The organism is Yinghuangia aomiensis (assembly GCF_039542225.1).
Lineage (GTDB): Bacteria > Actinomycetota > Actinomycetes > Streptomycetales > Streptomycetaceae > Yinghuangia > Yinghuangia aomiensis.
The window spans coordinates 243,565-269,151 of sequence record NZ_BAABHS010000002.1 but is presented as its reverse complement, the minus strand read 5'-3'; the positions used below and the strand labels follow the sequence as shown (position 1 = coordinate 269,151).

The 25,587-nt window shown below is 71.7% G+C and carries 22 protein-coding genes; 7 read left to right on the top strand and 15 right to left on the bottom strand.

The genetic code is table 11. The features are described from left to right. Positions 1-50: 50 nt before the first annotated feature. Positions 51-395 (bottom strand): hypothetical protein, encoded by a 345-nt coding sequence (locus ABEA93_RS03640; protein WP_345673774.1) that lies wholly within the window; start codon positions 393-395, stop codon positions 51-53. A 456-nt stretch (positions 396-851) separates the two neighbouring features. Beyond that, positions 852-1,478 carry a SigE family RNA polymerase sigma factor gene (locus tag ABEA93_RS03635; protein WP_345673773.1) on the bottom strand — a complete coding sequence of 209 codons (627 nt, stop codon included), beginning with the start codon at positions 1,476-1,478 and terminating at the stop codon, positions 852-854. 178 nt (positions 1,479-1,656) lie between these two features. Between ABEA93_RS03635 and ABEA93_RS03630 the strand changes: the two genes are divergently transcribed. The 5 genes from ABEA93_RS03630 to ABEA93_RS03610 all read left to right on the top strand — a co-directional run bounded on the left by ABEA93_RS03630 (position 1,657) and on the right by ABEA93_RS03610 (position 6,080). Continuing rightward, the gene (locus ABEA93_RS03630) at positions 1,657-2,331 is read left to right on the top strand and encodes a response regulator transcription factor (RefSeq protein ID WP_281475360.1); all 675 of its coding nucleotides are present in this window, start codon (positions 1,657-1,659) and stop codon (positions 2,329-2,331) included. Positions 2,332-2,387: 56 nt separating this feature from the next. Continuing rightward, positions 2,388-3,947, top strand: a complete 1,560-nt coding sequence (locus ABEA93_RS03625) for an ATP-binding protein (protein ID WP_345673772.1) — start codon at positions 2,388-2,390, stop codon at positions 3,945-3,947. After that, on the top strand, positions 3,944-4,645 hold the full coding sequence (locus ABEA93_RS03620) for a hypothetical protein (RefSeq protein WP_345673771.1): 702 nt from the start codon (positions 3,944-3,946) through the stop codon (positions 4,643-4,645). Before ABEA93_RS03625 ends, ABEA93_RS03620 begins: the two co-directional genes overlap by 4 nt. Before the next feature lie 120 nt (positions 4,646-4,765). Further along, positions 4,766-4,963 carry a PspC domain-containing protein gene (locus ABEA93_RS03615; protein ID WP_345673770.1) on the top strand — a complete coding sequence of 66 codons (198 nt, stop codon included), beginning with the start codon at positions 4,766-4,768 and terminating at the stop codon, positions 4,961-4,963. 112 nt (positions 4,964-5,075) lie between these two features. After that, complete coding sequence (locus ABEA93_RS03610; protein ID WP_345673769.1) at positions 5,076-6,080, top strand: trypsin-like serine peptidase; 1,005 nt, start codon at positions 5,076-5,078, stop codon at positions 6,078-6,080. Positions 6,081-6,160: 80 nt separating this feature from the next. On the opposite strand, the gene ABEA93_RS03605 is transcribed toward ABEA93_RS03610, so the two are convergent. From ABEA93_RS03605 to ABEA93_RS03595, 3 genes are all read right to left on the bottom strand, one after another. Then, positions 6,161-6,505, bottom strand: a complete 345-nt coding sequence (locus ABEA93_RS03605) for a hypothetical protein (protein ID WP_345673768.1) — start codon at positions 6,503-6,505, stop codon at positions 6,161-6,163. A 167-nt stretch (positions 6,506-6,672) separates the two neighbouring features. Then, a complete protein-coding gene (locus tag ABEA93_RS03600) occupies positions 6,673-7,794 on the bottom strand; it encodes an adenosine deaminase (protein WP_345673767.1) in 1,122 nt (373 codons plus the stop codon). Between the two features lie 73 nt (positions 7,795-7,867). After that, a complete protein-coding gene (locus ABEA93_RS03595; protein ID WP_345673766.1) occupies positions 7,868-8,812 on the bottom strand; it encodes a LysR family transcriptional regulator in 945 nt (314 codons plus the stop codon). 64 nt (positions 8,813-8,876) lie between these two features. Here ABEA93_RS03595 and ABEA93_RS03590 point away from each other — a divergent pair, with 64 nt between their 5' ends. Both ABEA93_RS03590 and ABEA93_RS03585 read left to right on the top strand, forming a co-directional pair. Further along, positions 8,877-10,160, top strand: a complete 1,284-nt coding sequence (locus tag ABEA93_RS03590) for an MFS transporter (protein WP_345673765.1) — start codon at positions 8,877-8,879, stop codon at positions 10,158-10,160. Between the two features lie 141 nt (positions 10,161-10,301). Further along, the gene (locus ABEA93_RS03585) at positions 10,302-10,874 is read left to right on the top strand and encodes a Uma2 family endonuclease (protein ID WP_345673764.1); all 573 of its coding nucleotides are present in this window, start codon (positions 10,302-10,304) and stop codon (positions 10,872-10,874) included. Between the two features lie 5 nt (positions 10,875-10,879). Here the strand turns inward: ABEA93_RS03585 and ABEA93_RS03580 are convergent, their stop codons facing one another. The 10 genes from ABEA93_RS03580 to ABEA93_RS03535 form a co-directional block, all read right to left on the bottom strand. Next, a complete protein-coding gene (locus tag ABEA93_RS03580; RefSeq protein WP_345673763.1) occupies positions 10,880-12,166 on the bottom strand; it encodes a thymidine phosphorylase in 1,287 nt (428 codons plus the stop codon). 71 nt (positions 12,167-12,237) lie between these two features. Continuing rightward, on the bottom strand, positions 12,238-12,645 hold the full coding sequence (locus ABEA93_RS03575; RefSeq protein ID WP_345673762.1) for a cytidine deaminase: 408 nt from the start codon (positions 12,643-12,645) through the stop codon (positions 12,238-12,240). A gap of 3 nt (positions 12,646-12,648) precedes the next feature. Further along, entirely contained in the window at positions 12,649-14,076 is a 1,428-nt protein-coding gene (locus tag ABEA93_RS03570) for an ABC transporter permease (RefSeq protein WP_345673761.1), read from the bottom strand. After that, positions 14,073-15,374, bottom strand: a complete 1,302-nt coding sequence (locus ABEA93_RS03565; RefSeq protein WP_345673760.1) for an ABC transporter permease — start codon at positions 15,372-15,374, stop codon at positions 14,073-14,075. Before ABEA93_RS03565 ends, ABEA93_RS03570 begins: the two co-directional genes overlap by 4 nt. Beyond that, positions 15,371-17,050, bottom strand: a complete 1,680-nt coding sequence (locus ABEA93_RS03560) for an ABC transporter ATP-binding protein (RefSeq protein WP_345673759.1) — start codon at positions 17,048-17,050, stop codon at positions 15,371-15,373. Before ABEA93_RS03560 ends, ABEA93_RS03565 begins: the two co-directional genes overlap by 4 nt. Before the next feature lie 172 nt (positions 17,051-17,222). After that, positions 17,223-18,326: a BMP family lipoprotein gene (locus ABEA93_RS03555; protein ID WP_345673758.1), complete on the bottom strand. Its 1,104-nt coding sequence runs from the start codon at positions 18,324-18,326 to the stop codon at positions 17,223-17,225. A gap of 416 nt (positions 18,327-18,742) precedes the next feature. Further along, the gene (locus ABEA93_RS03550; RefSeq protein WP_425584793.1) at positions 18,743-19,972 is read right to left on the bottom strand and encodes an amidohydrolase; all 1,230 of its coding nucleotides are present in this window, start codon (positions 19,970-19,972) and stop codon (positions 18,743-18,745) included. 300 nt (positions 19,973-20,272) lie between these two features. Beyond that, a complete protein-coding gene (meaB, locus tag ABEA93_RS03545; RefSeq protein ID WP_345673757.1) occupies positions 20,273-21,268 on the bottom strand; it encodes a methylmalonyl Co-A mutase-associated GTPase MeaB in 996 nt (331 codons plus the stop codon). 1 nt (position 21,269) lies between these two features. Beyond that, positions 21,270-23,501 carry a methylmalonyl-CoA mutase gene (scpA, locus tag ABEA93_RS03540; RefSeq protein WP_345673756.1) on the bottom strand — a complete coding sequence of 744 codons (2,232 nt, stop codon included), beginning with the start codon at positions 23,499-23,501 and terminating at the stop codon, positions 21,270-21,272. Further along, positions 23,498-25,396 (bottom strand): methylmalonyl-CoA mutase subunit beta, encoded by a 1,899-nt coding sequence (locus tag ABEA93_RS03535; RefSeq protein ID WP_345673755.1) that lies wholly within the window; start codon positions 25,394-25,396, stop codon positions 23,498-23,500. The genes scpA and ABEA93_RS03535 overlap by 4 nt, the downstream gene beginning before the upstream one ends. Positions 25,397-25,587: the final 191 nt, after the last annotated feature.

Here is a 25,587-nt window from a genome sequence, read left to right as displayed (position 1 = left end):
GCCTCACGGGGCGGCCGCCCGGCTTTTCCGTGCGGGGTGCCCGCACCGGGTCAGACCAGCGGGCCGACGCCCTGCAGCGGACCGTTGCCGAGCAGGTCCTGCAGGTTGGTGCCGTGCGCGAGCTTGCCGGTGGCCATGTCGGTGCCCACCGGGAGGTCGCCGACCTCCGTGCCGACCGCGTTGTCGAGCGGGTTGAAGCCGGTGCCGGCCAGCGGGTTCAGCGCGGCGGTCTGGGCCGGGTTGAGGACGGCGGGCAGCGCCGCGTCGAGCGCCGGGTCCAGGCGCGTCTGGCCGGGCTGCACCGGCGGGGCGGCGCTCGCGGCGGACGCGCCGATGCCGAGGGCGACCGCGGCGCCGAGCGACGCTGCCATCACGGTACGCAGAGGCGAAGCCATGCGATTTCCTTCCGTTTCCTTGCGAGCGCGGCATCGACACGCTGAGCGCCCGAATCACCACGGAAGGTAGCGAAATACGTCCGCCCGGGGCAACGCGGCGGCAATTGGCGGTGTGTCCGCCGCGCGTGCGGCGGGTCCGCCGACGCGGCCCGGCACGTCTCCGGCACCACTCTGTGACGAGGCCGGAACCAACCGGCGGGAAAGGCCGTCTTTGCCCGCGTAACCTCCGCAGCGCGACCGCGCAGCCACCGGGGACTCCGACCCCCGGGCGCGCCGCCACGACCTCCCCCGCACCACACCTTGCCTCCCCCACCAGCCGCACGGCCCCGGAAACGACGAAGTCCCGGGGCCGGCCCTCGCGGACCGTTCCCGGGACTTCTGAGTCCCCACCAAGCCCCCCCGGACTCTGTGAACACTCGCGGCGTTGCGCACGACCCGCCGACGCGGGCTCGTGGGTCAGGCGACCAGCTCCGCGAAAGCCTCGTCCGCGCCGAAGCTCAGCGCCTCGTCCTCGCGGAGCCGGCGCAGGGCGCGCCAGATGCTGCTCTTGACCGTGCCGACGCTGACGCCGAGCACCTCGGCGACCTCGGGGTCGGTGCGGCCCTCGTAGTAGCGCAGCACGAGCATCGTGCGCTGCGGCTCGGGCAGCTTGGCGAGCGCCTGCCAGAGCACGGCGCGCAGTTCGGTGTCGCCCATCGAGTCCGAGCAGTCGGCGCGCTCGGGCATCTCCTCGGTGGGGTACTCGCCGATCCGGCGGCGGCGCCATGCCGATATGTGCAGGTTGGTCATCGTGCGGCGGAGGTACCCGCCGAGCGCGGCCTTGTCCTGGATGCGGCCCCACGCCTGGTAGGTGCTCATCAGGGCGCTCTGCAGCAGGTCCTCGGCCTCGTTGCGGTCCCCCGTGAGGTGGTACGCGGTGGCGAACAGCGCCGAGCGGCGCTCGCGGACGTACGCCGTGAAGTCGTCGTCCACACATCCGGTGTCCGGCACCGCGGCACGCGAGGCGGCCGTTCCGGCACTGGGGACCGCGGCGAGTGCGACGACGTTACGGCGGTTGTCGTGGCGGTCGATCTGAGTCTGCATGGTTCCTCCCCCAAAACCTGCTCCGACGCGAGGTTCGTTCACGACCACAACTCTGCTGGTCGGGCTTCATCGGACCGTCTGCCTCGTGTCACAGGTATGCAACAGGGAACGGGCGGGCAGAACCGGGGATTGCGGACCCGTGTTCTTCCCACTCGTGACGTCAGACACAATGGCTCGCGTGCCCTACCTGTTGCTGATCGAGGATGACGAGGCCGTGCGTACCGGCCTCGAACTCGCGTTGGGCCGCCAGGGTCACCGGGTGGTGACGGCGGCCACCGGCGAGCTTGGTTTGGAGCGGTGGCGCGAACAGCGCCCCGACCTGATCGTGCTGGACGTGATGCTGCCCGGGATCGACGGATTCGAGGTGTGCCGGCGGATCCGCCGGACCGACTCGCTGCCGATCATCCTGTTGACCGCGCGCAACGACGACATCGACGTCGTCGTGGGCCTGGAGTCGGGGGCGGACGACTACGTCGTCAAGCCCGTGCAGCCTCGCGTGCTGGACGCCCGGATCCGGGCGGTCCTGCGCCGCGGCGAACGCGAAGTGTCCGATGCGTCGGTGTTCGGCGACCTGGTGGTCGACCGCAACGCGATGATCGTGACCAAGGGCGGCGAAGAGCTGTCCCTCACACCGACCGAACTGCGGCTGCTCGTCGAGCTGAGCCGCCGGCCCGGCCAGGCGCTGTCGCGCCAGCAGTTGCTGCGGCTGGTGTGGGAACACGACTACCTCGGCGACTCGCGGCTGGTGGACGCCTGCGTCCAGCGGCTGCGCGCCAAGGTCGAGTTGGTGCCGTCGGCGCCGACGTTGATCCGCACGGTCCGCGGCGTCGGTTACCGCCTCGACCCGCCGTGACGGGCCGCAAGACGCCGCGCAACCGGCGGCCGGTGCTGGCGAGGATCGGGCATGCCATGCGGCTCAGCTCGCTGCGCGTGCGGATCCTCGCGGCGTTCGCGATCGTCGCGCTGATCTCCGCGGTCCTGGCCTCCGGGATCGCCTACTGGCTCACCCGCAACGCCGTGCTCCAGCGTGCCCAGGACTCGGTCATCAAGGAGTTCCGCGACGGCCTCGGCCGGGTGTCGACGAACCTGTCGGCGAACCCGACGGACGCCGAACTCGACGCGGCCGTGCAGCAGCTCCGCAACACCAGCTTCGGCTACGCGGTGGTGCTGGTCGGCGACGGCACGAACACGGCGGCGACGTCGGGCGAGTTCACGCTGAAGGAAGTACCCGCGGACCTGCAGAAAGCGGTCAACACCCGCGATGCGCAGGGCAACTACCACATGTACTTCCAGCGGATCAGCATCAAGGGGCAGCCGTATCTCGTCGGCGGCACCAAGGTGGTCACGGACACGCCCGGCGCGCCCGACGGGCCGACCGGGTACATGTTCCAGTCGCTGCGCGCCGAGCAGACCGATCTGACGTCGCTGGCCCGCTACCTGACCACGGGTGCGGTGCTGGCCTTGGGCGCCGCGGCGGTGCTGGCCCTCGTGGGGGCGCGGCATGTGCTGCGTCCGGTGCGGCGGCTCGGCAACGCGGCGCGGCAGCTGGGTGCGGGGCAGCTCGACACCCGGCTGGACGTCCGTGGCTCGGACGAACTCGCGGATCTCGCCCGTACCTTCAACGACGCCGCGGAGAAACTCGAACGCAGCGTCACGGAGTTGCGGGCGCTGGAGTCGTCGTCCCGGCGGTTCGTCGCGGACGTGTCGCACGAGCTGCGCACTCCGCTGGCCGCGATGACCGCGGTGAGCGAACTGCTCGAGGAGGAGGCGGACAGCCTCGGCGAGCAGGGCGCCCCGGCCGCGCGGCTGGTGGTCGCGGAGATCGAGCGGCTCGCGACGCTGGTCGAGGACCTGATGGAGGTGTCGCGGTTCGACGCGGGCACCGCCGCCCTGGTCCTCGACGAGGTGAACATCGCCGACCTGGTCACCGCCTGCCTGGACGCGCGGGCCTGGATGGACGCGGTCGACCTGCGGTCGCCGCGCGACATCGTGGCGCGAGTGGACGCCCGGCGGTTGGACGTGATGGTGTCGAACCTGGTCGGCAACGCGCTGCGGCACGGCGGTTCGCCGGTGACCGTGGTCATCCGCCGCGAACCCCGGGCGGCCGACCCGGGCCTGCTCGCCGAGCCGGGCGCCGAGGACCTGGTCATCCACGTCTCGGACACCGGGCCGGGCATTCCGGAGGACGTGCTGCCGCACGTGTTCGACCGGTTCTACAAGGCGGACAGCTCGCGGGCGCGTTCCGAGGGCAGCGGCCTGGGCCTGTCGATCGTGATGGAGAACGCCCGGATCCACGGCGGCACGGCGTCCGCGTCGAACGTCCCGGGCGGCGGCGCGATGTTCAGCCTGCGGCTGCCGCTGGTGCCGCCGGACGACGATCCGGCGGACTACGGCCCGGAGGGCGGCGACTTCGCCGACGACACCGGGCACGACCTGGACGACGGAGCGCAGTTGGGAGGACGGCGGTGACGGTACGCGGAACCCTGCGGCGCCCGCGCGGAGCCCCGGTGCGGCGGTCCTCCGGCCGCCGGACGCCGCTCCGCTCCCGGCCGCGCGCCGGGCTGCCCGGCGGCGTGCCCGCGGCGCTGGCGGCGGCCGTGCTCGCCGCCACGCTGGCGGGCTGCGGCATCCGGTCCACGGACGGGCCGATCAACGCCGGCGAGCCGGCCAAGCGCCCCGCGCCGGGCACGGCGACCACGGCCCCGGTCGCGCAGCACCAGATCTACCTGATCCGCGAAGGGCGTCCGCAGCCGGTGCCGCGCGGCGATGCGGTGGACATCCAGGTCCCGGCCCCCGGGGCGACCCGGGCCGCGGCCCCCGGAGATCCCCTGAGGATGTCCCTGATCGACCGGCTGCTGCGCGAACTGGCCAAGGGACCCAGTGCCTCGGAAGCCGCGCAGGGCTGGACGAGCGCGGTGCCCGCGGGCGGGATCGGCCTGGCCGAACCGCAGGCCGGCGACCCGGCGGACCTGGTGCGGCTGGATGTCGACAACGTGGCGGCGCTCAACCCGCTGGCCCTCGGACAGATCGTGTGCACGCTGCAGCGCGCCGCGAAGACCGAGGGGCTGCCGCTGGCCGGACGGACCGGACCGGCGCGGGCGGAGCAGTGCGCGGCCTATCAGAAGACGCCGGCCGCGGCGCCGTCGACGGCCAAGGGGACGGGGTAATCCCCTACCTCCGGGTCAGGGTCCGGCACACCCGCAGGATGACGAAACGTCCGTTTTGGTCGCCTACCTTCGAAAGCGAGACGGCACGACGGACGTGCCGCGCAGAGGAGGCCGAGCGCCATGTACGCCACGCAGCCCGCCAAGCTGGTCCGCCCGCGTGACGGGCGCATGATCGCCGGAGTGTGCGCGGGACTCGCGCAGCGCTTCGGCTGGTCGCCGAAGGCGGTGCGCATCGGATTCGTGCTGTCCTGCCTGCTGCCCGGCCCGCAGTTCCTGCTCTACCTGGTGATGTGGGTGGTCATCCCGCAGGAGGGGTGACCCCGCAGGCTCCGCCTGCGCCTATCATCCGTGAGGGGTCCGGCCGCCGCGTGCGGCCGTGCCCGGCCCGGGGAGGGCCCGGACGGACGGCGGAGGCGAGGGGGGAGGCCCGGTGGGGCCGACGCACCACAAGAACCGGATCATCACGCTGTCCGTGATCGGCGGCGTGATCGTGACGCTGCTGGGGCTGTTCCTCAGCGGGTCGCTCGCGATCGAGGCCGGCAAGACGTCCGCGATGTCGTCGAAGGAGTACTCCGAGAAGGAGATCCAGGACAACAACCGGTTCTGGGACGACGAGGGCAAGCAGGGCAGCGCGAAGCCGGTCGGGCCGCAGATCACGCCCGGCGCGGAGGCACCGTCCGGGCAGAACTACCGGCCGCCGTCGACGGTCCAGGCGGCGCTGGTGGACGGCCCGTACTCGGATCCCGACAAGGCGATACGCGGCAAGATCTTCTTCGAGGTGCCCGGCGGGGTCGCCGAGTGCAGCGGCACCGTGGTGCACCACCCGAGCGGCAACATGGTGTGGACGGCGGCGCACTGCCTGCACGGCGGCAAGGGAGCCGACTTCTACACGCGCGTGACGTTCATACCGGGCTACAACGGGGCGGGCGCGACGCGCGCCGAGCGGGAGCCGTACGGCCGCTGGCCGGCCCGGCAGGTCGAGGTCAGCGACCAGTGGGTGAAGGACGCCGACCCGGAACGCGACAGCATCGCCTCGCCGTTCGACTTCGGCGCGTTCCTCGTGCAGCCGCCGGCCGGGAAGAAGTCCCTGGAGGACACCCTCGGCAGCAGCGCGGAAATACTCTTCAACGCGCCGCGCGGCCTGGACGTCGAGTCCTACGGGTACCCGGGCGAACCGCCGTTCGACGGCCGCGAGATGTACAGCTGCTCGTCGCCGACCACGGACTTCCGCAACACCGGCTGGCCGCGTCCCGACATGCTGTGGATGGGCTGCACGATGACCGGCGGGTCCAGCGGCGGCGGCTGGTTCGCCGAAGTGAACGGCAAACGCTACCTGGTGAGCAACGTGTCGCTGGGCATCACGCTGACCGCCGCGAAAACCATGACCGGCCCCTATCTGGGGAACGTCGCGCAGCAGCTGTACGGCAGATTCTGACGCCCCCTCCGCCACTCGGCCGACCCCGGGCACGGCTCGGGCCGCGCCCCGAGGGAGCGCGGCCCGAGAAGCGGGCTCGGTCAGCCCAGGCCGGGGACCAGGCCGCCGGGCACGAGGCCGCTGACGCCGGGCACGCCGGGGAGCGTGCCGGTCGGCAGCGCGCCGGTGGCCTGCTGGGCGGTCTGCTCCAGTCCGCCGGTGAGGCCGGAGACCTGGCCGGTCGGGAGCTGCTCGGTCAGCTGGCCCACCGGGAACGGGCCGATGTTGCCCGCGTTCTCCTGCGCCACCTGCGGCAGGCCGGGCGCCTGCGGGTCGAGCAGGCCGGCGGCGCCGTTGCCCGCGGCCAGGGCGGGGGCAGCCGCTCCGGCCACGATCGCCGCACCGAGTCCGGCCGTGACAGCCGCCTTACGTGTTACCGATCGCATGTGCATCCTCCGGTTGCGGGCGCGGAAACTGCCACGCCACGTGACGACATGAGCACGAAAGGTAGCGAACGCGATACGGGAGTGCAAAAACGCGGGAGGGCCCGGGAACGCCGCGGGCCGGGCCTCCGGGAGCGCGAAGCCGGGCCCGCGGGCACATGCCGGACGGGTCAGCCGCGGGCGAACAGCCACTCCGAGCGGAGGGCCGCGTAGCCCGGCTTGATGACCTCGTTGATCATGGCCAAACGCTCGTCGAACGGGAGGAACGCGCTCTTCATCGCGTTGACGGTGAACCACTGGAGGTCGTCCAGGCCGTAGCCGAAAGCGTCGACGAGGTGGTCGAATTCGCGGGTCATCGACGTGCCGCTCATCAGACGGTTGTCGGTGTTGACGGTGACACGGAAGTACAAGCGTCGCAGTAGTCCGATCGGGTGATCTCCGTACGATTCCGCGGCGCCGGTCTGGAGGTTCGACGTCGGGCACATTTCGAGCGGGATGCGCTTGTCGCGGACGTAGGCGGCCAGGCGGCCGAGTTCGACGGTGCCGTCGTCCTTGACCGTGATGTCGTCGATGATGCGGACGCCGTGTCCGAGCCGGTCGGCGCCGCACCACTGCACGGCTTCCCAGATCGACGGGAGCCCGAAGGCCTCGCCGGCGTGGATGGTGAAGTGGAAGTTCTCCCGCTGGAGGTACTCGAACGCGTCGAGGTGCCGGGTCGGCGGGTGGCCGGCCTCGGCGCCCGCGATGTCGAAGCCGACGACGCCCTGGTCGCGGTACCGGTTGGCGAGTTCGGCGATCTCCAGCGAGCGGGCGGCGTGCCGCATCGCGGTGAGGAGCGCGCCGACCTTGATGCGGTGGCCGCCTTCGGCGGCGCGGTGCTCGCCGAGCCGGAAGCCCTCGTTGACGGCTTCGACGACCTCGTCGAGGGTCAGGCCGTTCTCCAGGTGCTGTTCGGGGGCGTACCGGACTTCCGCGTAGACGACGCCGTCGGCGGCGAGGTCTTCGGCGCATTCGGCGGCGACCCGGACCAGAGCGTCGCGGGTCTGCATGACGGCGCAGGTGTGCGCGAACGTCTCGAGGTAGCGCTCCAGCGAGCCGGAGTCGGCGGCTTCGAGGAACCACACGCCGAGCGCGTCGGGGTCGGTGGTGGGCAGGCGGTCGTAGCCCACCGCGGCGGCCAGTTCGACGATGGTGGCCGGACGCAGGCCGCCGTCGAGGTGGTCGTGGAGGAGGACCTTCGGGGCCCGGCGGATGTGCTCGGCCGAGGGCGAGGCTGCGTTGTGGCTGTGCATGCACAGACTTTAGTACCTACGCGCGTAGAAGACGCGAATGTCGGGTGTCCTGGAGCGGTATTCGCGGCGTATTTCAGGCCGGGCGCAGCAGGCGTCCCGTGCGGCTCAGCACGAACTCGCGGAACAGGCGGACAGGCGCCGTCTCGGCACCGCCCGCACGCCACGCGACACCGATCGTGCGGTAGGCGCGCGGCGCACTGACGGCGAGCTGCACAGTGCCGGGCCGGACGGCGTCGGGGGCCGGCAGCAGCGCGACGCCGAGGCCGGCCGCGACCAGGCCGCGGAGGGTTTCGGCTTCCTCGCCTTCGAACGCGACGTGCGGGGTGAAGCCGGCTTCGGCGCACAGGGCGTCGGCGATGCGGCGCAGGCCGTACCCGCGTTCCATGCACACGAAGGTCTCCCCCGCGGCCTCGGCCAGCCGGACCCGGCGGCGCCCGGCGAGGGGGTGGTCGGCGGGCACGACGAGGTACAGGCGCTGTTCGTCGAGCGGGCGGACCTCCAGGTCCGGGTCGTCGGGCGGCGGCGAGGTGAGGCACAGGTCGAGTTCGCCCGCGCGCAGCCGGTCGAGCATGTCGGCGGCGGACGTCTGCACGAGCGCGAAGCGGATGCCCGGGTGGTCGGCGCGGAAGGCGCGCAGCAGGCCCGGCACGGCTTCCGGGCCCATGGTGTGCAGGAAGCCGAACGCGACCTTGCCGCGGGTCGCACTGGCGTCCCCGCGGATCTCGTCGCAAGCCCGGTCGAGGGCGTCCAGGGCGGGTTCCGCGGCGGCGAGGAGCGCGCGGCCTTGGCGGGTGAGCCGGACGCCGCGGCCGGTGCGCACCAGCAGCGGCACACCCAACTCGGCTTCGAGCCGGGCCACGGTGCGGCTGAGCGTCGGCTGGGGGACGCCGAGCTGTTCGGCGGCCCGCGTCACATGCTCGGCACGGGCGACGGCGGCGAATTGCACGAGGCGCGGGGCAAGCAATGCGACCGGGTTTTCCGCCGGATCCGACCGGGCTGAGCTGCTCTCATACACCATGGCATCAATCATCGCTTATTCATGCATTGGACGCATGATCCGGGACGGTTCTACCTTCACCGGTATGCCAGCCGCGGAATCCGCCCCCGTGTCCCCCACCGCCCCGTCCCCCGCCGTCCCGCTCCGCCACGCCCGCGGCTCGGCCGGCTACCGCCGGGTCAACCTGGCGCTGTTCCTGGCCGGCTGCGCGACGTTCGCGCTGCTCTACACGACGCAGACACTCCTCCCCCAGCTGTCCGAGCGGTTCGCGCTCAGCCCGGCCGCGGCGAGCATGTCGGTGTCGGTGACGACCGGTGCGCTGGCCGTCGCGGTGATCCCGGTGAGCATGCTGTCCGAACGCGTGGGCCGGACCCGGATCATGACGGTGTCCGTCTTCGCCGCGGCGCTGCTGGGTCTGCTGGCCGCGTTCGCCCCGGACTTCGGGACGCTGGTGGCGCTGCGGACGCTCCAGGGCGTGGCGCTGGCGGGCCTGCCCGCGACGGCGATGGCCTACCTGGCCGAGGAGGTCGAGGGCGCGTCGCTGGGCGCCGCGATGGGCCTGTATGTCGCGGGCAACAGCATCGGCGGCATGGGCGGCCGGCTGGTCACCGGCTTCGCGGCGGACCTCGGCGGGTGGCGGACGGCGATCGTCGCGGTGAGCCTGCTCGCGCTGGCGTGCGCGGTGGTGTTCCGGCTGCTGGTGCCGCCGTCGCGGCACTTCGCGCCGAGCGGGGTGACCGGGCGGGAACTGGCCGGGACACTGCGGTCGCATCTGGGCGACCCGGCGCTGCGGCGCCTCTACGCCCTCGGCATGCTCTTCATGGCGGCCTTCGGCACCGTCTACAACTACCTCGGCTACCGGCTGCTCGGACGGCCGTTCAACCTGCCGGAGTCGGTGGTCGGCGCGATCTTCGTGATCTACCTGGCCGGCACGTTCAGTTCGACGGCCGCCGGCCGCATGGTCGGCCGCTTCGGCCACCGCGCCACCCTGTGGGCGGCTGCCGCGGTCACCGCCGCCGGTGCGCTCCTGACCTTGCCCGACCACCTGGCGTTCGTGGTCCCGGGCCTGATCGTCCTTACCGCAGGCTTCTTCGCCGGCCACGCCGCCGCCAGCGCGGCGGTCGGCCTGCGCGCCCGCCACGGCCGCGCGCAGGCCTCCGCCCTCTACATCGCCGCCTACTACCTCGGCTCCAGCCTCGGCGGCCCCGTCGGCGGCGTGGCCTTCCACGCGGTCGGCTGGTGGGGCGCGGTGGTGTTCGTCCTGGCCCTGTGCACGGTCGCGGTGTGGGCGGCCGCGCCGCTGAAGAGCACCGGGACGGCACCGGTGGCGGCGTCGGTGCGGACTCGGGCTGCGGCGAAGGCTGCGTGACCCCGGGTATGAATTAACCGTGAAGGCCGTGCAGAGGCACTTCGCGCGCCGTACATTGCGCACGGAGGCGGCCTCCTCGTTCGATGCGAGGACACACTCGGTGCGCGGCCGACTCACGGCAACCGCGGAGGAGGAAAAGCTGTGGCTGACCTGCCTGACTGGATGTATCCGCCGAGTCCCGGCGGTTGGACGGCAGACGATCTGGACCTGCTTCCCGCAGAAGCCCCACGCCACATCGAGCTGATCGACGGAGCGCTCGTCTTTATGATGTCGCCGCAACGCAGCTTCCATGCCCGCGTGATGGGCAACCTGCTGTACCACCTCGCCAGCCAGGCACCGGTGGGTGTAAGCGTCGAACTGGAAATGACCATCAAGCTCGGCAAACGCAACCGGCCCGAGCCGGATCTCGTCGCTGTTACGGCGCCATATGACGCCAGCCGCACGTACTACCTGCCGAGTGAGGTCGTCCTCGCGGTAGAGATCGTGTCCGAAGAATCCGCGGAACGCGACCGCGATACCAAACCCCGCAAGTACGCCGAGGCCGGCATCCCGCACTTCTGGCGCGTCGAAGAGGACAACGGCGCGCCGGTGGTGCACGTCTTCGAGCTGGACGTGACCACCGGCACCTATGTCCCCACGGCGATCGAGCGGGCGGTCCTGCGCCTGAAGGTGCCCTACCCGCTCGAAATCGACCTGTCCCTGCTCACTCGGTAGTCCCGTCAGGCCGTCGGGCCGATGCGGTCGACCACGATGGGGGTCGGCGTGAAGGCCGTGCCCTCGGGGGCGATGTCGAAGGCGGACTCGAGGGATTCGAGGGCGTAGGCGAAGCGCTCCGGGGTGTCGGTGTGCAGGGTCAGCAGGGGCCGGCCCGCCGTGACGAGGTCGCCCGGCTTGGCGTGGAGTTCGGCGCCCGCGCCGGCCTGGACGGGTTCTTCCTTGCGGGAGCGGCCCGCGCCGAGGCGCCAGGCGGCGATGCCGACGTCGTACGCGTCGAGGCGGGTCAGGATGCCGGTCGACGGGGCGGTGACGACGTGCTGCTCGCGGGCGACCGGGAGCGGCGCGTCGGGGTCGCCGCCCTGGGCGGCGATCATGCGGCGCCAGACGTCCATCGCGCTGCCGTTCGCGAGCGCGTCGGCCGGGTCGCGGTCGGTCATGCCCGCCGCGGCGAGCATTTCGCGGGCCAGGGCGAGGGTCAGTTCGACCACGTCGGCGGGGCCGCCGCCGGCCAGGACCTCGACGGACTCGCGGACTTCGAGGGCGTTCCCGGCAGTCAGGCCGAGCGGCGTGGACATGTCGGTGAGCAGCGCCACCGTGCGGACGCCGTGGTCGCCGCCCAACCGCACCATGGTGCGGGCGAGTTCGCGGGCGTCGGCGAGGTCCTTCATGAACGCGCCGGTGCCGACCTTGACGTCGAGGACGAGCGCCCCGGTGCCCTCGGCGATCTTCTTGCTCATGATCGAGCTGGCGATCAGCGGGATCGCCTCGACGGTGCCGGTGACGTCGCGCAGCGCGTAGAGCTTCTTGTCGGCGGGCGCGAGGCCGTCGCCCGCGGCGCAGATGACCGCGCCGATGTCGCCGAGCACGGCGAGCATTTCGTCGTTGGACAGCTGCGCACGCCAGCCCGGGATCGATTCGAGCTTGTCGAGCGTGCCGCCGGTGTGGCCGAGACCGCGTCCGGACAGCTGCGGCACGGCCACGCCGCACGCGGCGACCAGCGGGGCGAGCGGCAGGGTGATCTTGTCGCCGACGCCGCCGGTGGAGTGCTTGTCCGCGGTCGGGCGCGGCAGCCCGGAGAAGTCCATGCGCTCGCCGGACGCGATCATCGCGTCGGTCCACCGGTTGATCTCGCCCGCGGTCATGCCGTTGAGCAGGATCGCCATCGCCAGGGCGGACATCTGCTCGTCCGCGACCTCGCCGCGCGTGTACGCGTCCACCACCCAGTCGATCTGGGCGTCGCTCAGCTCGCCCTTGTCGCGCTTGGTACGGATGACGGAGATGACGTCCATGGGTTCCACGTGCTCCTTGCCGATGTCGGTTCCGGGCCGGTACGGCGGACGACGCCGCACCCGGGCCCGGCCTAGCTCAGGTTGTGGGGGCCGAACGCGTCCGGCAGCAGTTCGCTCAGCGGCCGGATGCCGCGCTCGGTGTCCACCAGCAGCTCCGGGCCGCCGTGCTCCCACAGCAGTTGGCGGCAGCGTCCGCACGGCATGAGGATCGCGCCGTCGCCGTCGCAGCAGGTGAACGCGGTCAGGCGGCCGCCGCCGGTCATGTGCAGTTCGCCGACCAGGCCGCATTCGGCGCAGAGCGTCACGCCGTACGACGCGTTCTCCACGTTGCAGCCGGACACCGTGCGTCCGTCCTCGACCACGGCGGCGGCGCCCACGGGGAACTTCGAGTAGGGCACGTACGCGTGGGCCATGGCGGCCCTCGCGGCGTCCCGAAGCGCTTCCCAGTCGACCGCCGCCGGGTCTATCGCGTCCGCCACGGATCAGCCCTTCGTGTAAGGCTTGTTGGCCGCGGCCGGCGGGCGCACCTTGCCGACCAGGCCGGCCACCGCGAACACGGTGACGATGTACGGGATCATATTGAGGAACTCGGCCGGGATCGGCGTGTGCAGCGGCTGGAGCGAGGTCGCGAGCGCCTTCGAGAAGCCGAACAGCAGGGCCGCGGCGACCGCGCCCATCGGCCGCCAGCGGCCGAAGATGACCGCGGCCAGCGCGATGTAGCCCGCACCGGACGCCATGTCCTTGCTGAACGTGCCGACCGTGCCGATGGTGAGGAACGCGCCGCCGATGCCCGCGATGCAGCCGGCCAGGCCGACGTTGATGTAGCGCGTCCGGTTGACCTTGATGCCCACGGTGTCCGCGGCGGTGGGGTGCTCGCCGACCGCGCGGGCGCGCAGGCCCCAGCGGGTGTAGAAGAGGCCGAAGTGCACGACGGCGACGAGCGCGTACATCAGGTACACGATGACGTTGACGTCGAACAGCACCGGGCCGATCACCGGGATGTCGCCCAGGCCGGGGATCTTGTGGTTCGCGAAGACGCCCGGGTTGTTGTACTTGTCGCTGTTCGGTTGGAGCAGCTGTGTGTACAGGAAGCCCGTGATGCCGGACACCAGCAGGTTGATCACGACACCGAGGACGACCTGCTCGACCAGGTAGCGCACCGCGAACACGGCCAGCAGCAGGCCGACCAGGCCGCCCGCCGCCGCGCCCGCGAACAGGCCGGCGGTCAGCGAGCCGGTGACCGACGCGGTCAGCGCCGCACCGAACGCGCCGAACAGGAACTGGCCTTCGATCGCGATGTTGACGATGCCGGACCGCTCGCCGATGACCCCGGCGAGGGCGCCCAGGATGAGCGGCGTCGCGGCGAGCATGGTGTTCTGCAGCGCGCCCGCGAAGGACATCGACTTGCCCGCGACCGCCCAGCACAGGAACGCCACCACGAACGCGGCGACGAACAGGCCGGCGCTCACCCGGCGCCACAGCTTCGACTTGTCGAAGACGATCCGCAGGACGCCCGACGCCATGCACACGATCGACATCGCGATGGCCGTGCCGCGCGCCGCGACGTGCAGCGGCGAGACCTCGGTCGCCGACGAGTTGGCGATGTTCATGCCGAACACCGCGTCGACGCCGGAGTCCGTGCCGAGGCCGAACGCCCACAGGGCGTAGAGGCCGACGACGATGAAGCCGATGCCGGTGACCAGCGCGCGGCGCAGTGCGGCGCGTTCCAGAGTCCGGGCCGCCGCGCCGGTCGCGGTCTGCGGCGCCTCGGCCTCGGGCGTGATGAGCGTGCCCACGCCTGCTCCGCCTTCCTTGTCCGGCCCGTCGGGGTGCCCGGAGTTCCCGGAGTTCCCGGAGCTGCCAGGGGTCTCCGGCTGCCCGGGGCCGCCAGGCCGCTTGTCGTCGGTCACGATTCCGCCCCCGCCCCGGTGGTCTGCGGGGCGACCAGTGCGCCTTCGCCGCCGCTGTGTGCGCCCTTGAGCCGGAAGATCGTGCGGACCAGCGGCGGGGCCGCGACCATGAGCACGATGACCGCCTGGACGACGATGACGATGTCGATCGAGACGCCGGCCGAGGCCTGCATCCGGGAACCGCCCGCCTGGAGCGCGCCGAACAGCAGCGACGCGAAGACGATGCCGACCGGCGAGGTCCTGCCGAGCAGCGCGACGGTGATGGCGGTGAAGCCGAGGCCCGCGTCGATCGACGGGGTGAGGCTGTGCGCCGGGTTGTACGGGCCCATCACCTGCGACACGCCGATCAGGCCGGCCATGCCGCCCGCGAGGGCCATCGCGACGAACTGGGCGCGCGGCACGCTCATGCCCGCCGTCTGCGCGGCGTCCGGATTGGAGCCGACGGCGCGCAGTTCGAAGCCCATCGCCGAACGGTTGAGGATCCACCAGTAGAGGACCACCGCGGCGATCGCCAGGACGATGCCGAAGTTGATGCGCAGGTCATCGCCGAACAGCCGGGGCAGCGAGGCGTGCGAGTGCGCGGATTTGCCGATCGGCTGCTGGGTTCCGGGCCGCCGGAACGCGTCCGTGGTGAGCAGCCAGGACAAGAAGAACAGCGCGATGTAGTTGAGCATGATCGTGACGATCACCTCGTGCGCGCCGAACCGGCCCTTGAGGAAGCCCGCGAGGCCGCCGTAGATCGCGCCGCCCAGGATGCCCGCGATGATCACCAGCACGAGATGGATCACGATCGGCAGGTCGAACTGGAAGCCCATCCACGACGCGAGGATGGCGCCGGCGATGATCTGGCCCTGCGCGCCGATGTTGAACATGCCGGCGCGGAAGGCGATCGAGACCGCGATACCGCCGAAGATCAGCGGGGTGGCCTGCGAGATGGTCTCGGAGATCGGGCCGAGGATGTACGGCGCGTAGTTGCTGTCGAAGGTGCCCGGGTCGACGATCGAGCCCTTGAACAGCGCGACGTAGGCGTTCTTGACGACGTCCCACGACGCGGACAGCGAGTCGCCCGGGTCCGCGAAGAAGTACTTGTACTTGTCGAGGACGTCCTGGTCGGACAGCACGATGAGCACGGCGCCGACAAGCAGGCCGAGGACGATCGCCAGGAACGTCACGACGACCGAGTTGCCGGTGACGATCGCGTCGACGACGGCCTTGCCCATCGAGGGCTTCTTGTCCGGTCCGCCGTGCGGCTTTTCCGTTTCGGCGGGCGGCTGGGGGGCTGGGGTCGCGTCGCTCATGCCGGTCCCTCCTCCCCGTCGGTGCTGGTGCGGTCGGTCTGGTCGGTACCCGCGCGGTCGGCCGGGGCGCCGTCGGACTTGGCGAGGTCCGGGCCGTCGGTCCGGGCGGGCCCGACGCCGAACCGCGTGTCGAGGGCCTTGCCGCCGCCGGCCTCGGCGAGCAGTGCCGGGTCGTCGACGCCGGCCATCAGCAGGCCGAGCTGTTCGCGGGTCGCGGTCGGCGGCACCACGCCGACGATCCGCCCGCGGTACATCACCGCGATGCGGTCGGCGAGCGCCACGACTTCGTCGAGTTCGGTGGACACGATGACGACCGGCGTGCCCAGGTCGCGCTCGGCGACGATGCGCTGGTGGATGAACTCCATGGCGCCCACGTCGACGCCGCGGGTCGGCTGCGAGGCGATGAACAGCCGCAGCGGCCGCGACATCTCCCGGGCGACGACCACCTTCTGCTGGTTGCCGCCGGACAGCGTGCCCGCGGGGCTGTCGATGGACTGCGTGCGGATGTCGAACTCCGCGACGCGCTGCCGGGCGTTCTCCCGCACCTGCTTCGGCTTGATCGCGATGCCGCCGCCGAACGGCTCCCGGGTCACCAGGTCGAGGACGAGGTTCTCGGCGACCGAGAACTCCCCGACGATGCCGTCGTGCTGGCGGTCCTCGGGGACGAACCCGACGCCCGAGTCGAGCGTGCGCCGCGGGTTGAGCGCGGTCAGGTCCTTGTTGTCGAGGGCGATCTTCCCGGCGGCGGGCTTGCGCAGCCCGAGGATCGCCTCGGTCAGCTCGGTCTGGCCGTTGCCCTGCACGCCCGCGATGCAGAGGATCTCGCCTTCGCGCAGGTCGAGGCTGACGTCGTTCACCTGGACGTTGCCCAGGTCGTCCAGCACGGTGACCTTGTCCAGGGTGAACCGGACGTCGCCGGGCCGCGCGGGCTCCTTGTGCACGACGAGTTCGACCGGGCGGCCGACCATCAGCGAGGCCAGCTCGGTCTCGGAGGCCTGCGGGTCGGCGCTGCCGACGACCTTGCCGCGCCGGATGACGGTGATCCGGTCGGCGACCGCCTTGACCTCTTTGAGCTTGTGGGTGATGAAGACGATCGAGTGCCCGGACTCGCGCAGCGCCCGCATGACCCGGAAGAGTTCCTCGGTCTCCTGCGGGGTGAGCACCGCGGTGGGCTCGTCGAGGATGAGCACCTTGGCGTCGCGCACCAGGGCCTTGAGGATCTCGACGCGCTGCTGGAGGCCGACCGGGAGGTCTTCGACGGTCGCGTCCGGGTCGACGGCCAGGCCGTACTCGGCGACCAGGTCGAGCACCTTCTTGCGGGCCCGGCGGCGGTCGAGCCAGCCGAGCGCGCCGGTCTCCTCGTGGCCGAGCATGACGTTCTCGGCGACGGTGAACACCGGGACGAGCATGAAGTGCTGGTGCACCATGCCGATGCCGGCCGCGATGGCGTCGCCCGCGGTCCGGAACGTCCGGGGCGTGCCGTCCACGACGATCTCGCCCGACGTCGGCTCGTAGAGCCCGTACAGGACGTTCATCAGCGTGGACTTGCCCGCGCCGTTCTCACCGAGGAGGCAATGGATCTCTCCGGGCTCGACGGTCAGATCGATGTGGTCGTTGGCGACCAGCGATCCGAACCGTTTCGTGATCCCGCGCAGTTCCAGCTTCAGCGCGGTCACCTCCTCAGCGGCGCGACGCCCGGGGCACGGGCGCGCGGTGGTCGGAAAGTCTCGTGGGGCCCGGCCCCGACGGGGCCGGAACGCCGGGGGCCCGCCGGGCGGCGGGCCGGACAGCGGCACGGCCGGGCGCTGCCTCCGGGGCGGACCCCGGGTGCGGCGCCCGGCCGGGAGGTCAGCTCTTCGGCTGGGCCGGCGAGGTGATCGGGATCTTGCCGCTGATGATGTCCTGCTTCAGCTGGTCGATCTCCTGCTTGGTCTGCGCGGAGACCTTGGAGTCGAAGTCGTGGTACGGGGCCAGGCCGACGCCGCCGTTCTGCAGCGTGCCCAGGTACGGCTGGGTGTTGTACTGGCCCTGGCCGGTCTCCTGGATCGCCTTGAACACCGAGTCGGCGATGCCCTTGGTCACGGTGGAGAGCATGACGTTCTTGTACTGCTCGGCGGACTGGTAGCCGTCGACGTCGACCCAGAGGATGCTCGCCTTGCCGTTGCTCTTCGAGGCGGCGGAGGCGGCGCCCAGGCCGGTCTGGCCGGCGACCGGGTGGATGACGTCCGCGCCCTGCGCGATGAAGTCGTTCGCGATGCGCTCGCCGTCGGCGGGCGAGTCGAACTTCTCGGCCATCGAGCCGTCCTGCGTGGCCTCGTCCCAGCCGAGGACCTGGACGTTCTTGCCCTTGACCTGGTTGTAGTACTTGACGCCCTCGACGAAGCCGTCCATGTAGATGGTGACCGGCGGGATCTTCTTGCCGCCGAAGGTGGCGACCTTGCCGGTCTGGCTCTGCGCGGCGGCCAGGTAGCCGCCGAGGAACGCCGCCTGCGCGGTGTTGTACTCGAGGCCCTTGACGTTGTTGCCGACGCTCGACGAGTCGATGATCAGGTACTTCTGGTTCGGGTTGTTCTTCGCGGACTGCGTGGTGGCGTCCGCCATCAGGCCGCCGACCGCGACGATGACCGTGCAGTTCTCCTTGACCAGGGAGTCCAGGTTCGGCACGTAGTCGTTCTCGGACTTCGAGGTGACGTACTTGACGTCCGCGCCGAGTTCCTTCTGTGCCTGCTGCAGGCCCTGCCACGCCGAGGCGTTGAACGAGCGGTCGTCGATGCCGCCGGTGTCGGTGACCATGCAGGCCTTGACCTTCGTGCCGCTCGCGCCCCCGCCGGCACCCGCCGACGCGGACGGCGTGCTGTTGCTCTCGCTCTTCGGCTTGCTTCCACAGGCGGTGGCAGTCAGGGCGAGAGCCCCGGTGACCGCGACCACGGCGACCTTGGATACCCGGCGCACGGGGTGTCTCCTTCCGAAGCGCGCCTAACGGCGCGGAAATCAGGGCCAATCAAGTGCACGACGTGTTGCGGCCTAGGCCTGACACACCGCGTTCAACGCGAGTAGACTCGCGGCCAACGCGCGTAGACATATGAACCGCCGCAGAGCATACATACAAAAGCAATATCTCTGACATACGGGCCGGATCACCACTTGGACACGATCCGATAGCCCGTCCGGATCACCTCCGGACCGCGCGGGTGGCGCTTGCGGAACGACCGGGCCGCCCCGGTGGCGCTGTCCTCACGGCACCACGGTTTCCCCGCTTTGCGGCACGGTAAAAGCACGGCCCCGCACCGGAGGGTGCGGGGCCGGAATTCTTACCTGGTTGTAATAAGCGGCGGTTGGCCGGGACGGGCCGCGGCGGCCCGCCGGGGTCAGGCCGGCGGGCGCAGCGCGAGCCCGGCGAACAGGGCGGCACCGATGCCGATCGCGCGCTCGTCCACGTCGAAGCGGCCCTGGTGCAGGTCGTACGGCGCCTCACCCACCGGGCGCACACCCAGCCGGGTGAGCTGGCCGGGCACGTTCTCCAGGAACCACGAGAAGTCCTCGCCGCCCAGGCTCTGCTCGGTGGTCTCGACGGAGTCGGCACCGAGCAGCCCGGCGGCCACCTCGCGGGCGGCGGCGACCGCGTCGGCGTCGTTGACCACCGGCGGGACGCCGCGGTGGTGTTCCAGCTCCCACTTGGCGCCGTACGTCGCGGCGATCGCGTCGACGAGTTCCTGGAGCAGGTCGGGGGCCTGGCGCCAGGCGGCGATGTCCAGGCAGCGCAGGGTTCCGTCCAATTCGCCGCGCTGCGGGATGACGTTCGGCGCGGAGCCGGCCGCGATGCGGCCCCACACGACGCTCATCCCGGACCGCGGGTCGATGCGGCGGGCCAGGGCGGCGGGCAGCTCGGCGGCCATCTTGGCCAGCGCCGTGACCAGGTCGGTGGACTGGTGGGGGCGCGCGGTGTGCCCGCCGGGGCCGTCCAGCGTGATGATCAGCCGGTCGCATGCGGAGGTGATGGCGCCGACCTTGAGCCCGACGCGGCCCACCTCGACGCGCGGGTCGCAGTGCACCGCGTGGATCTCCTCGACGCCGTCGAGGCCGCCGGCCGCGATGACGTCGAGCGCGCCGCCGGGCAGCTTCTCCTCCGCGGGTTGGAAGATCAGCCGGACCGGGCGGGTCAGCAGCCCGTCGCGGGCGAGGTCGGCGAGCACGAGCCCGGCGCCGAGGGTGACCGCGGTGTGCACGTCGTGGCCGCACGCGTGGGCCGCCCCCAGGACCGTGGACCGGTAAGGCACGTCCTTCATGTCCTCGACGGGCAGCGCGTCGATGTCGCCGCGGAAGGCGACCATGCCGCGGCCGTCGGCGCTGCCGGGCCGGGGCGCGATGTCGCACACGACGCCGGTGCCGGGCAGCAGACGGGGCGTCAGACCCGCGGCGGCCAGGCGCGCGGCTACGAGCTTGGTGGTGCGGAACTCCTCCCGGCCCAGCTCGGGGTGCATGTGCAGGTCGCGGCGAAACGCGACGAGTTCCTCGGTGTAGGCGGCGACGCGGGAGGCCACGGCCGAAGCCGGGCCTTCTCTGCGGGCCGCGGAGCCTTCGGGCTGGGATGCGTTCACCCCTGCAAGGGTACGTTGCATCGCCGTCTGCGACGTGGTAGAGAGCGAATTACCCCCGTTCGGGTGAGAAAAAGCGCCCTCGCCGGCGCATGCACCAGGGCCGTAGGGGGTATGCATAGACGTCCTTTCGGGGGACGGAACACCCGAACAGGTTATGTCATGCCATGACGACATCGCGGCCACAGGTTTGTGGAACCTTGCCGAGGCTTGTCGCGGCTTGTCGCGGTTTCCCAGGGGTCGCCGAAGCGTGCCGAACCGTCCGGTGCCCCGCACGCACGCGGCGGCACCGGACGCCGGGTGTCAGTCCTCGCCGCCGTGGAACGCCTCGATGATCCGGGCGGCGGCCAGCGTCGGGGTGATCTCGCCGTCCCGGACCTGCCGTTCGAGGACGGGGACGAGGTGTTTGACCGCCGGGTTGGCGCGCAGTTCGGCGAGCAGCGCGTCGTGCACCGCGGACCACGTCCAGTCCACCTGCTGGCGGCGCCGGAGTTCGGCGAGGCGCCCGGTGGACTCCAGGACCTCGCGGTGCTTGAGGATCGTGTCCCACAGCTCGTCCAGGCCGTCGCCGGTCAGGCCGGAGCAGGTCAGGACGGGCGTGTACCAGGGCTCGTTCGGGCGGCGCATGAGGCGCAGGGCGCCCTGCAGCTCGCGCGCGGCGGCCCGGGCCGCGGGGGCGAAGTCGCCGTCGGCCTTGTTGACCGCGACGATGTCCGCCATCTCCAGGACACCCTTCTTGATGCCCTGGAGCTGGTCGCCGGTGCGCGCGAGAGTGAGGAACAGGAAGCAGTCGACCATGTTGGCCACGGTCACCTCGGACTGCCCGACGCCGACCGTTTCCACCAGCACGACGTCGTAGCCGGCCGCCTCCATGAGCACGATCGACTCGCGCGTGGCCCGCGCGACGCCACCGAGCGTGCCCGCGGTCGGCGACGGCCGCACGAACGCGTTCGGGTCGACGGCGAGCTTCCCCATGCGGGTCTTGTCGCCGAGGATGCTGCCGCCGGTGCGGGTGGACGACGGGTCGACCGCCAGCACCGCCACCTTGTGGCCGGCCTCGGTCAGCTTGGTGCCCATCGCCTCGATGAACGTGGACTTGCCCACCCCGGGCACGCCGGTGATGCCCACCCGGTGGGCACCGCCGGCGTGCGGCAGCAGCTTGACCAGCAACTCCTGCGCCTGGTCGCGGTGGTCGGCCCGGGTGGACTCCACCAGGGTGACCGCGCGGGCCAGGATGGTGCGGTTGCCGGCCAGCACGCCTTCGGCGTACTGGCCGACGTCGACGACGCGGCGCGCCACGTCAGTCCGCGGTGGCGGGCTCGGCCGGCAGCGCGTGGCCGAGCTGGTCGTACAGGCGCTTGAGCAGGTCGACGGCCGCGTCGGAGATGACCGTGCCGGGCGGGAAGACCGCGGCGGCGCCCATGTCGAGCAGCGGCTGCACGTCGGCGGGCGGGATGACGCCGCCGACCACGACCATGATCTCGGCCGCGTCCAGCTTGGCCAGTTCCTCGCGCAGCGCCGGGACGAGCGTCAGGTGGCCGGCGGCCAGCGACGAGACGCCGACCACGTGCACGTCGGCCTCGACGGCCTGGCGTGCGACCTCCTCCGGGGTCTGGAACAGCGCGCCCACGTCGACGTCGAAGCCGAGGTCGGCAAAGCCGGTGGAGATGACCTTCTGGCCGCGGTCGTGGCCGTCCTGGCCCATCTTCGCGACGAGGATGCGCGGGCGGCGGCCCTCGGCTTCCCCGAACGCCTCGACGAGCCCGCGGGCACGCTCGACGTTGCCCGTGGCCCCCACCTCCTCGCGGTACACGCCGGTGAGCGTGCGGATCGTCGCCTGGTGCCGGCCGTACGCCGACTCCAGCGCGTCGGAGATCTCCCCGACCGTCGCCTTGGCGCGCGCCGCGTCCACGGCGAGCTTGAGCAGGTTGTGCTCCAGGTCGTTCGGCCGGTTGCCGGCCAGGTCCGCCTCGGCGGCCCCGGTCAGCGCGGCGAGCGCGCGGGCGACCTCGGCGGAGTCCCGCTCGGCGCGCAGGCTTTCGAGCTTGCCGATCTGGTCGGCGCGCACCTGGTGGTTGTCGACCTTGAGCACCTCGATGGGCTGGTCGTTGTCCACCAGGTACTTGTTGACGCCGATGAGCGGCTGGCGGCCGGAGTCGATGCGCGCCTGGGTGCGAGCGGCGGCCTCTTCGATCCGCAGCTTGGGGATGCCCGCGTCGATCGCGGCGGCCATGCCGCCGGCCTTCTCGATCTCCGCGAGGTGCTCGCGGGCCTTCATCGCCAGGTCGTACGTGAGCCGCTCGACGTAGGCGCTGCCGCCCCACGGGTCGATCACGCTGCAGGTGCCCGACTCCTGCTGGAGCATCAGCTGGGTGTTGCGCGCGATACGGGCCGAGAAGTCGGTCGGCAGCGCGAGCGCCTCGTCGAGGGCGTTGGTGTGCAGAGACTGGGTGTGGCCCTGGGTGGAGGCCATGGCCTCGACGCAGGTGCGGACCACATTGTTGAAGACATCCTGCGCGGTCAGCGACCAGCCGGAGGTCTGCGAGTGCGTGCGCAGCGACAGCGACTTGGGGTTCTTGGCGCCCGCGCTCTGCACGATGTCCGCCCAGATGAGGCGGGCGGCGCGCATCTTGGCGATCTCCATGAAGAAGTTCATGCCGATCGCCCAGAAGAAGGACAGCCTGGGCGCGAACGCATCGATGTCCAGGCCCGCGTCCATGCCGGCCTTGAGGTACTCCAGGCCGTCAGCGAGCGTGTAGGCCAGCTCCAGGTCGGCCGTGGCCCCGGCTTCCTGGATGTGGTAGCCGGAGATGGAGATCGAGTTGAACTTCGGCATCTTCTGCGAGGTGTACGCGAAGATGTCGGAGATGATCCGCATCGAGGGCTTGGGCGGGTAGATGTAGGTGTTCCGGACCATGAACTCCTTGAGGATGTCGTTCTGGATCGTCCCCGCGAGCTGCTCCGGCTTCACCCCCTGCTCCTCCGCCGCGACGATGTAGAGGGCGAGGATCGGCAGGACCGCGCCGTTCATCGTCATCGACACGGACATCTGGTCGAGCGGGATCCCGTCGAACAGCTGCCGCATGTCGTAGATGGAGTCGATGGCCACGCCCGCCATGCCGACGTCGCCCGCGACGCGCGGGTGGTCGGAGTCGTAGCCGCGGTGGGTGGCCAGGTCGAAGGCGATCGACAGGCCCTTCTGGCCGGCCGCCAGGTTGCGGCGGTAGAAGGCGTTGGACTCCGCCGCGGTGGAGAAGCCCGCGTACTGGCGGATCGTCCACGGCTGGTTGACGTACATCGTCGGGTACGGGCCGCGCAGGAACGGCGCCATGCCCGGGTACGTCGCGAGGAAGTCGAGGCCCCGGGTGTCCTCGGCGGTGTAGAGCGCCTTGACCGGGATGCCCTCGGGCGTGTCGCGGGTCAGCTCGGCGGCGTCCTTGCCGGTCGCGTTCGCGACCGCGGCGACCCAGGCTTCGGCGTCGGCGGCCTCGGGGGTGCCGAGGTCGATCCCCGTGAAGTCGGGAATGCTCATCGGGCTCCTCCTCCCAGCAGGTCGTAAGTCCGGTTCAGCACGGCCACGGCGTCGCAGCCGGCGAAGACGAAGCCGTCGGCTCCGGAGTCCGCCCACTTCTTGGCTGCCCCCGCGAGCCAGACGTACTCCGCGCCGGCCGCCTTGAGTGCGGCGGCGGCCGGGGCGGCCTGGTCGGCGTAGAGCTTGTCGGACGAGGCGAGGACGGCCACCTTGGGCTTGCCCGCGCGTTCGTACGCGGCTACCACGTCGGCGGTCTCCGCGGTCGCGCCCGCATCGGCGGCGTCGATGCCGCCCGCCGCGAACAGGTTCCGGGCGAACTGCGCGCGGGCGGTGTGCTGCGCGATCGGGCCGAGCGTGGCGATGAAGACCGCGGGCCGGGCGCCGGTCTCCGCGAGGACCGCGTCCGCGCGGTCGCGCAGGGTCTCGTAGGACTCGGCGTAGCGGACCCGCGGCAGGCCGCCGCCCGCCGGGGCGGGCGCGGGCTCGCGGACCACCGGCTCTTCGGTGAGGTTCGGGAACTCGCTGACGCCGGTGATCGCGTCGGCGCGGGTCGCGAGCGCCTTGTCGCGGGCCGCGCGCACCTCGGCGATGCGGTCGGCGATCAGGCCGGAGTCGAGGGCGGCGGTGATGCCGCCGGCGCGCTCGATCTCCTGGAAGAACGCCCAGGCGGCGTGCGCGAGGTCGTCGGTGAGCTTCTCGACGTACCAGGAGCCGCCCGCGGGGTCGATGACCTGCGCGAGGTGCGACTCTTCGAGAAGCAGCGACTGCGTGTTGCGTGCTATCCGCCGGGCGAAGGCGTCGGGCAGGCCGAGGGCCGCGTCGAACGGGCGCACGGTGACCGCGTCGGCGCCGCCCACGCCGGCCGCGAAGGCGGCGACGGTGGTGCGGAGCATGTTGACCCACGGGTCGCGCTGCGTGGTCATCGACCACGAGGTGACCGCGTGCTGCTTCTGTGCGCCGCTCGCCGCGCCGGACGCCTGCGCGACGCGGGCCCAGAGGCGGCGCGCGGCGCGGAGCTTGGCGATGGTGAGGAACTGGTCGGCGGTGGCCGCGAAGCGGAACTCGACCAGGCCGAGCGCGGTGTCCACGTCGAGCCCGGCCGCGGTGAGGGCCCGCAGGTAGGCGACGCCGGCCGCGGTGGCGGCGCCGAGTTCCTGGCCTTCCGAGGCGCCCGCCTCGTGGAAGGGCTGGCCGTCCACGGCGATGGCCTGGAGGTGCGGGAATTCCGCGTGGGCGCGGACCGCGAGGTCGGCGGCGGCGGCGAGGTCCGCACCGGCCCCGGGCGCGGTGCCCGTGCGCGCGTGGGTGCCGACCGGGTCGGCACCGAGGTTGCCGCGGACCTCGTCGGCCGGGACGCGGCGGTCCCGGAACACCGCGAGGAGGGCGTCGGCGGCGGAGGCGAAGTCGGCGCCCGGGTCGAGGACGACCGGGGCCAGGTCGAGGAGCACGCCGGTCAGCACACGCGGGAGTTCGGCGGGGTCGAGGGCGCCGGCGCCGGTCTGCAGGTAAACGGACGAGACGCCGTTCTCCAGGTCGGCGAGGACGGCCTCGGCGGTGCGCGCCGGGTCGGGGTCGCCGTGCAACTGGCGTACGTCCCAGCCCTCGGTGCTGCTGCCGGTCGCGCGCGCGCCGCGCACGTACGACGGCAGTCCGGGCACCCCGGCATCCGGCGAGGCATCGTCGGCCGTGTACAGCGGGGCCAGCGTGATGCCGTCGTAGGTGGTGGTCGCGAGCAGATCCTCAGGGCGGTCCGGTGCGTCGTCCGCACCGATCACCCTCGACTTGCGGAGCACGCCGGCCACCAGGCTCTGCCACTGTTCCCGCGTGGGCTGCGGGAACTGCGAAGCAAAGGTGGAGCCGGTAGACGTGCCGCCGTCGACAGTAGCCTCCGTCATGTTCACGCATCGTAGGGACAGGGCGCGGAGAGCGATACACGGCCTTGGTGTGACATCAGTCGCCCATTCGCTTGACCCCGCCAAGTTTTTCGGGCCGGGCGCGGGTCGTGACACTCCGTCACATCGGGCTGACTACACACCGAGTGTCACCCGTTTGGTTCCCCGTCGGCGTGCGGAATCGATCACATCGC

Excerpts from the sequence above, each read along its gene's own strand:
- ABEA93_RS03640 (WP_345673774.1), bottom strand. The coding sequence starts at position 395 with ATGGCTTCGCCTCTGCGTACCGTGATGGCAGCGTCGCTCGGCGCCGCG.
- ABEA93_RS03635 (WP_345673773.1), bottom strand. The coding sequence starts at position 1,478 with ATGCAGACTCAGATCGACCGCCACGACAACCGCCGTAACGTCGTCGCA.
- ABEA93_RS03625 (WP_345673772.1), top strand. The coding sequence starts at position 2,388 with ATGCGGCTCAGCTCGCTGCGCGTGCGGATCCTCGCGGCGTTCGCGATC.
- ABEA93_RS03615 (WP_345673770.1), top strand. The coding sequence starts at position 4,766 with ATGTACGCCACGCAGCCCGCCAAGCTGGTCCGCCCGCGTGACGGGCGC.
- ABEA93_RS03605 (WP_345673768.1), bottom strand. The coding sequence starts at position 6,505 with ATGCGATCGGTAACACGTAAGGCGGCTGTCACGGCCGGACTCGGTGCG.
- ABEA93_RS03600 (WP_345673767.1), bottom strand. The coding sequence starts at position 7,794 with ATGCACAGCCACAACGCAGCCTCGCCCTCGGCCGAGCACATCCGCCGG.
- ABEA93_RS03595 (WP_345673766.1), bottom strand. The coding sequence starts at position 8,812 with ATGGTGTATGAGAGCAGCTCAGCCCGGTCGGATCCGGCGGAAAACCCG.
- ABEA93_RS03590 (WP_345673765.1), top strand. The coding sequence starts at position 8,877 with ATGCCAGCCGCGGAATCCGCCCCCGTGTCCCCCACCGCCCCGTCCCCC.
- ABEA93_RS03580 (WP_345673763.1), bottom strand. The coding sequence starts at position 12,166 with ATGGACGTCATCTCCGTCATCCGTACCAAGCGCGACAAGGGCGAGCTG.
- ABEA93_RS03565 (WP_345673760.1), bottom strand. The coding sequence starts at position 15,374 with ATGAGCGACGCGACCCCAGCCCCCCAGCCGCCCGCCGAAACGGAAAAG.
- scpA (WP_345673756.1), bottom strand. The coding sequence starts at position 23,501 with ATGAGCATTCCCGACTTCACGGGGATCGACCTCGGCACCCCCGAGGCC.
- ABEA93_RS03535 (WP_345673755.1), bottom strand. The coding sequence starts at position 25,396 with ATGACGGAGGCTACTGTCGACGGCGGCACGTCTACCGGCTCCACCTTT.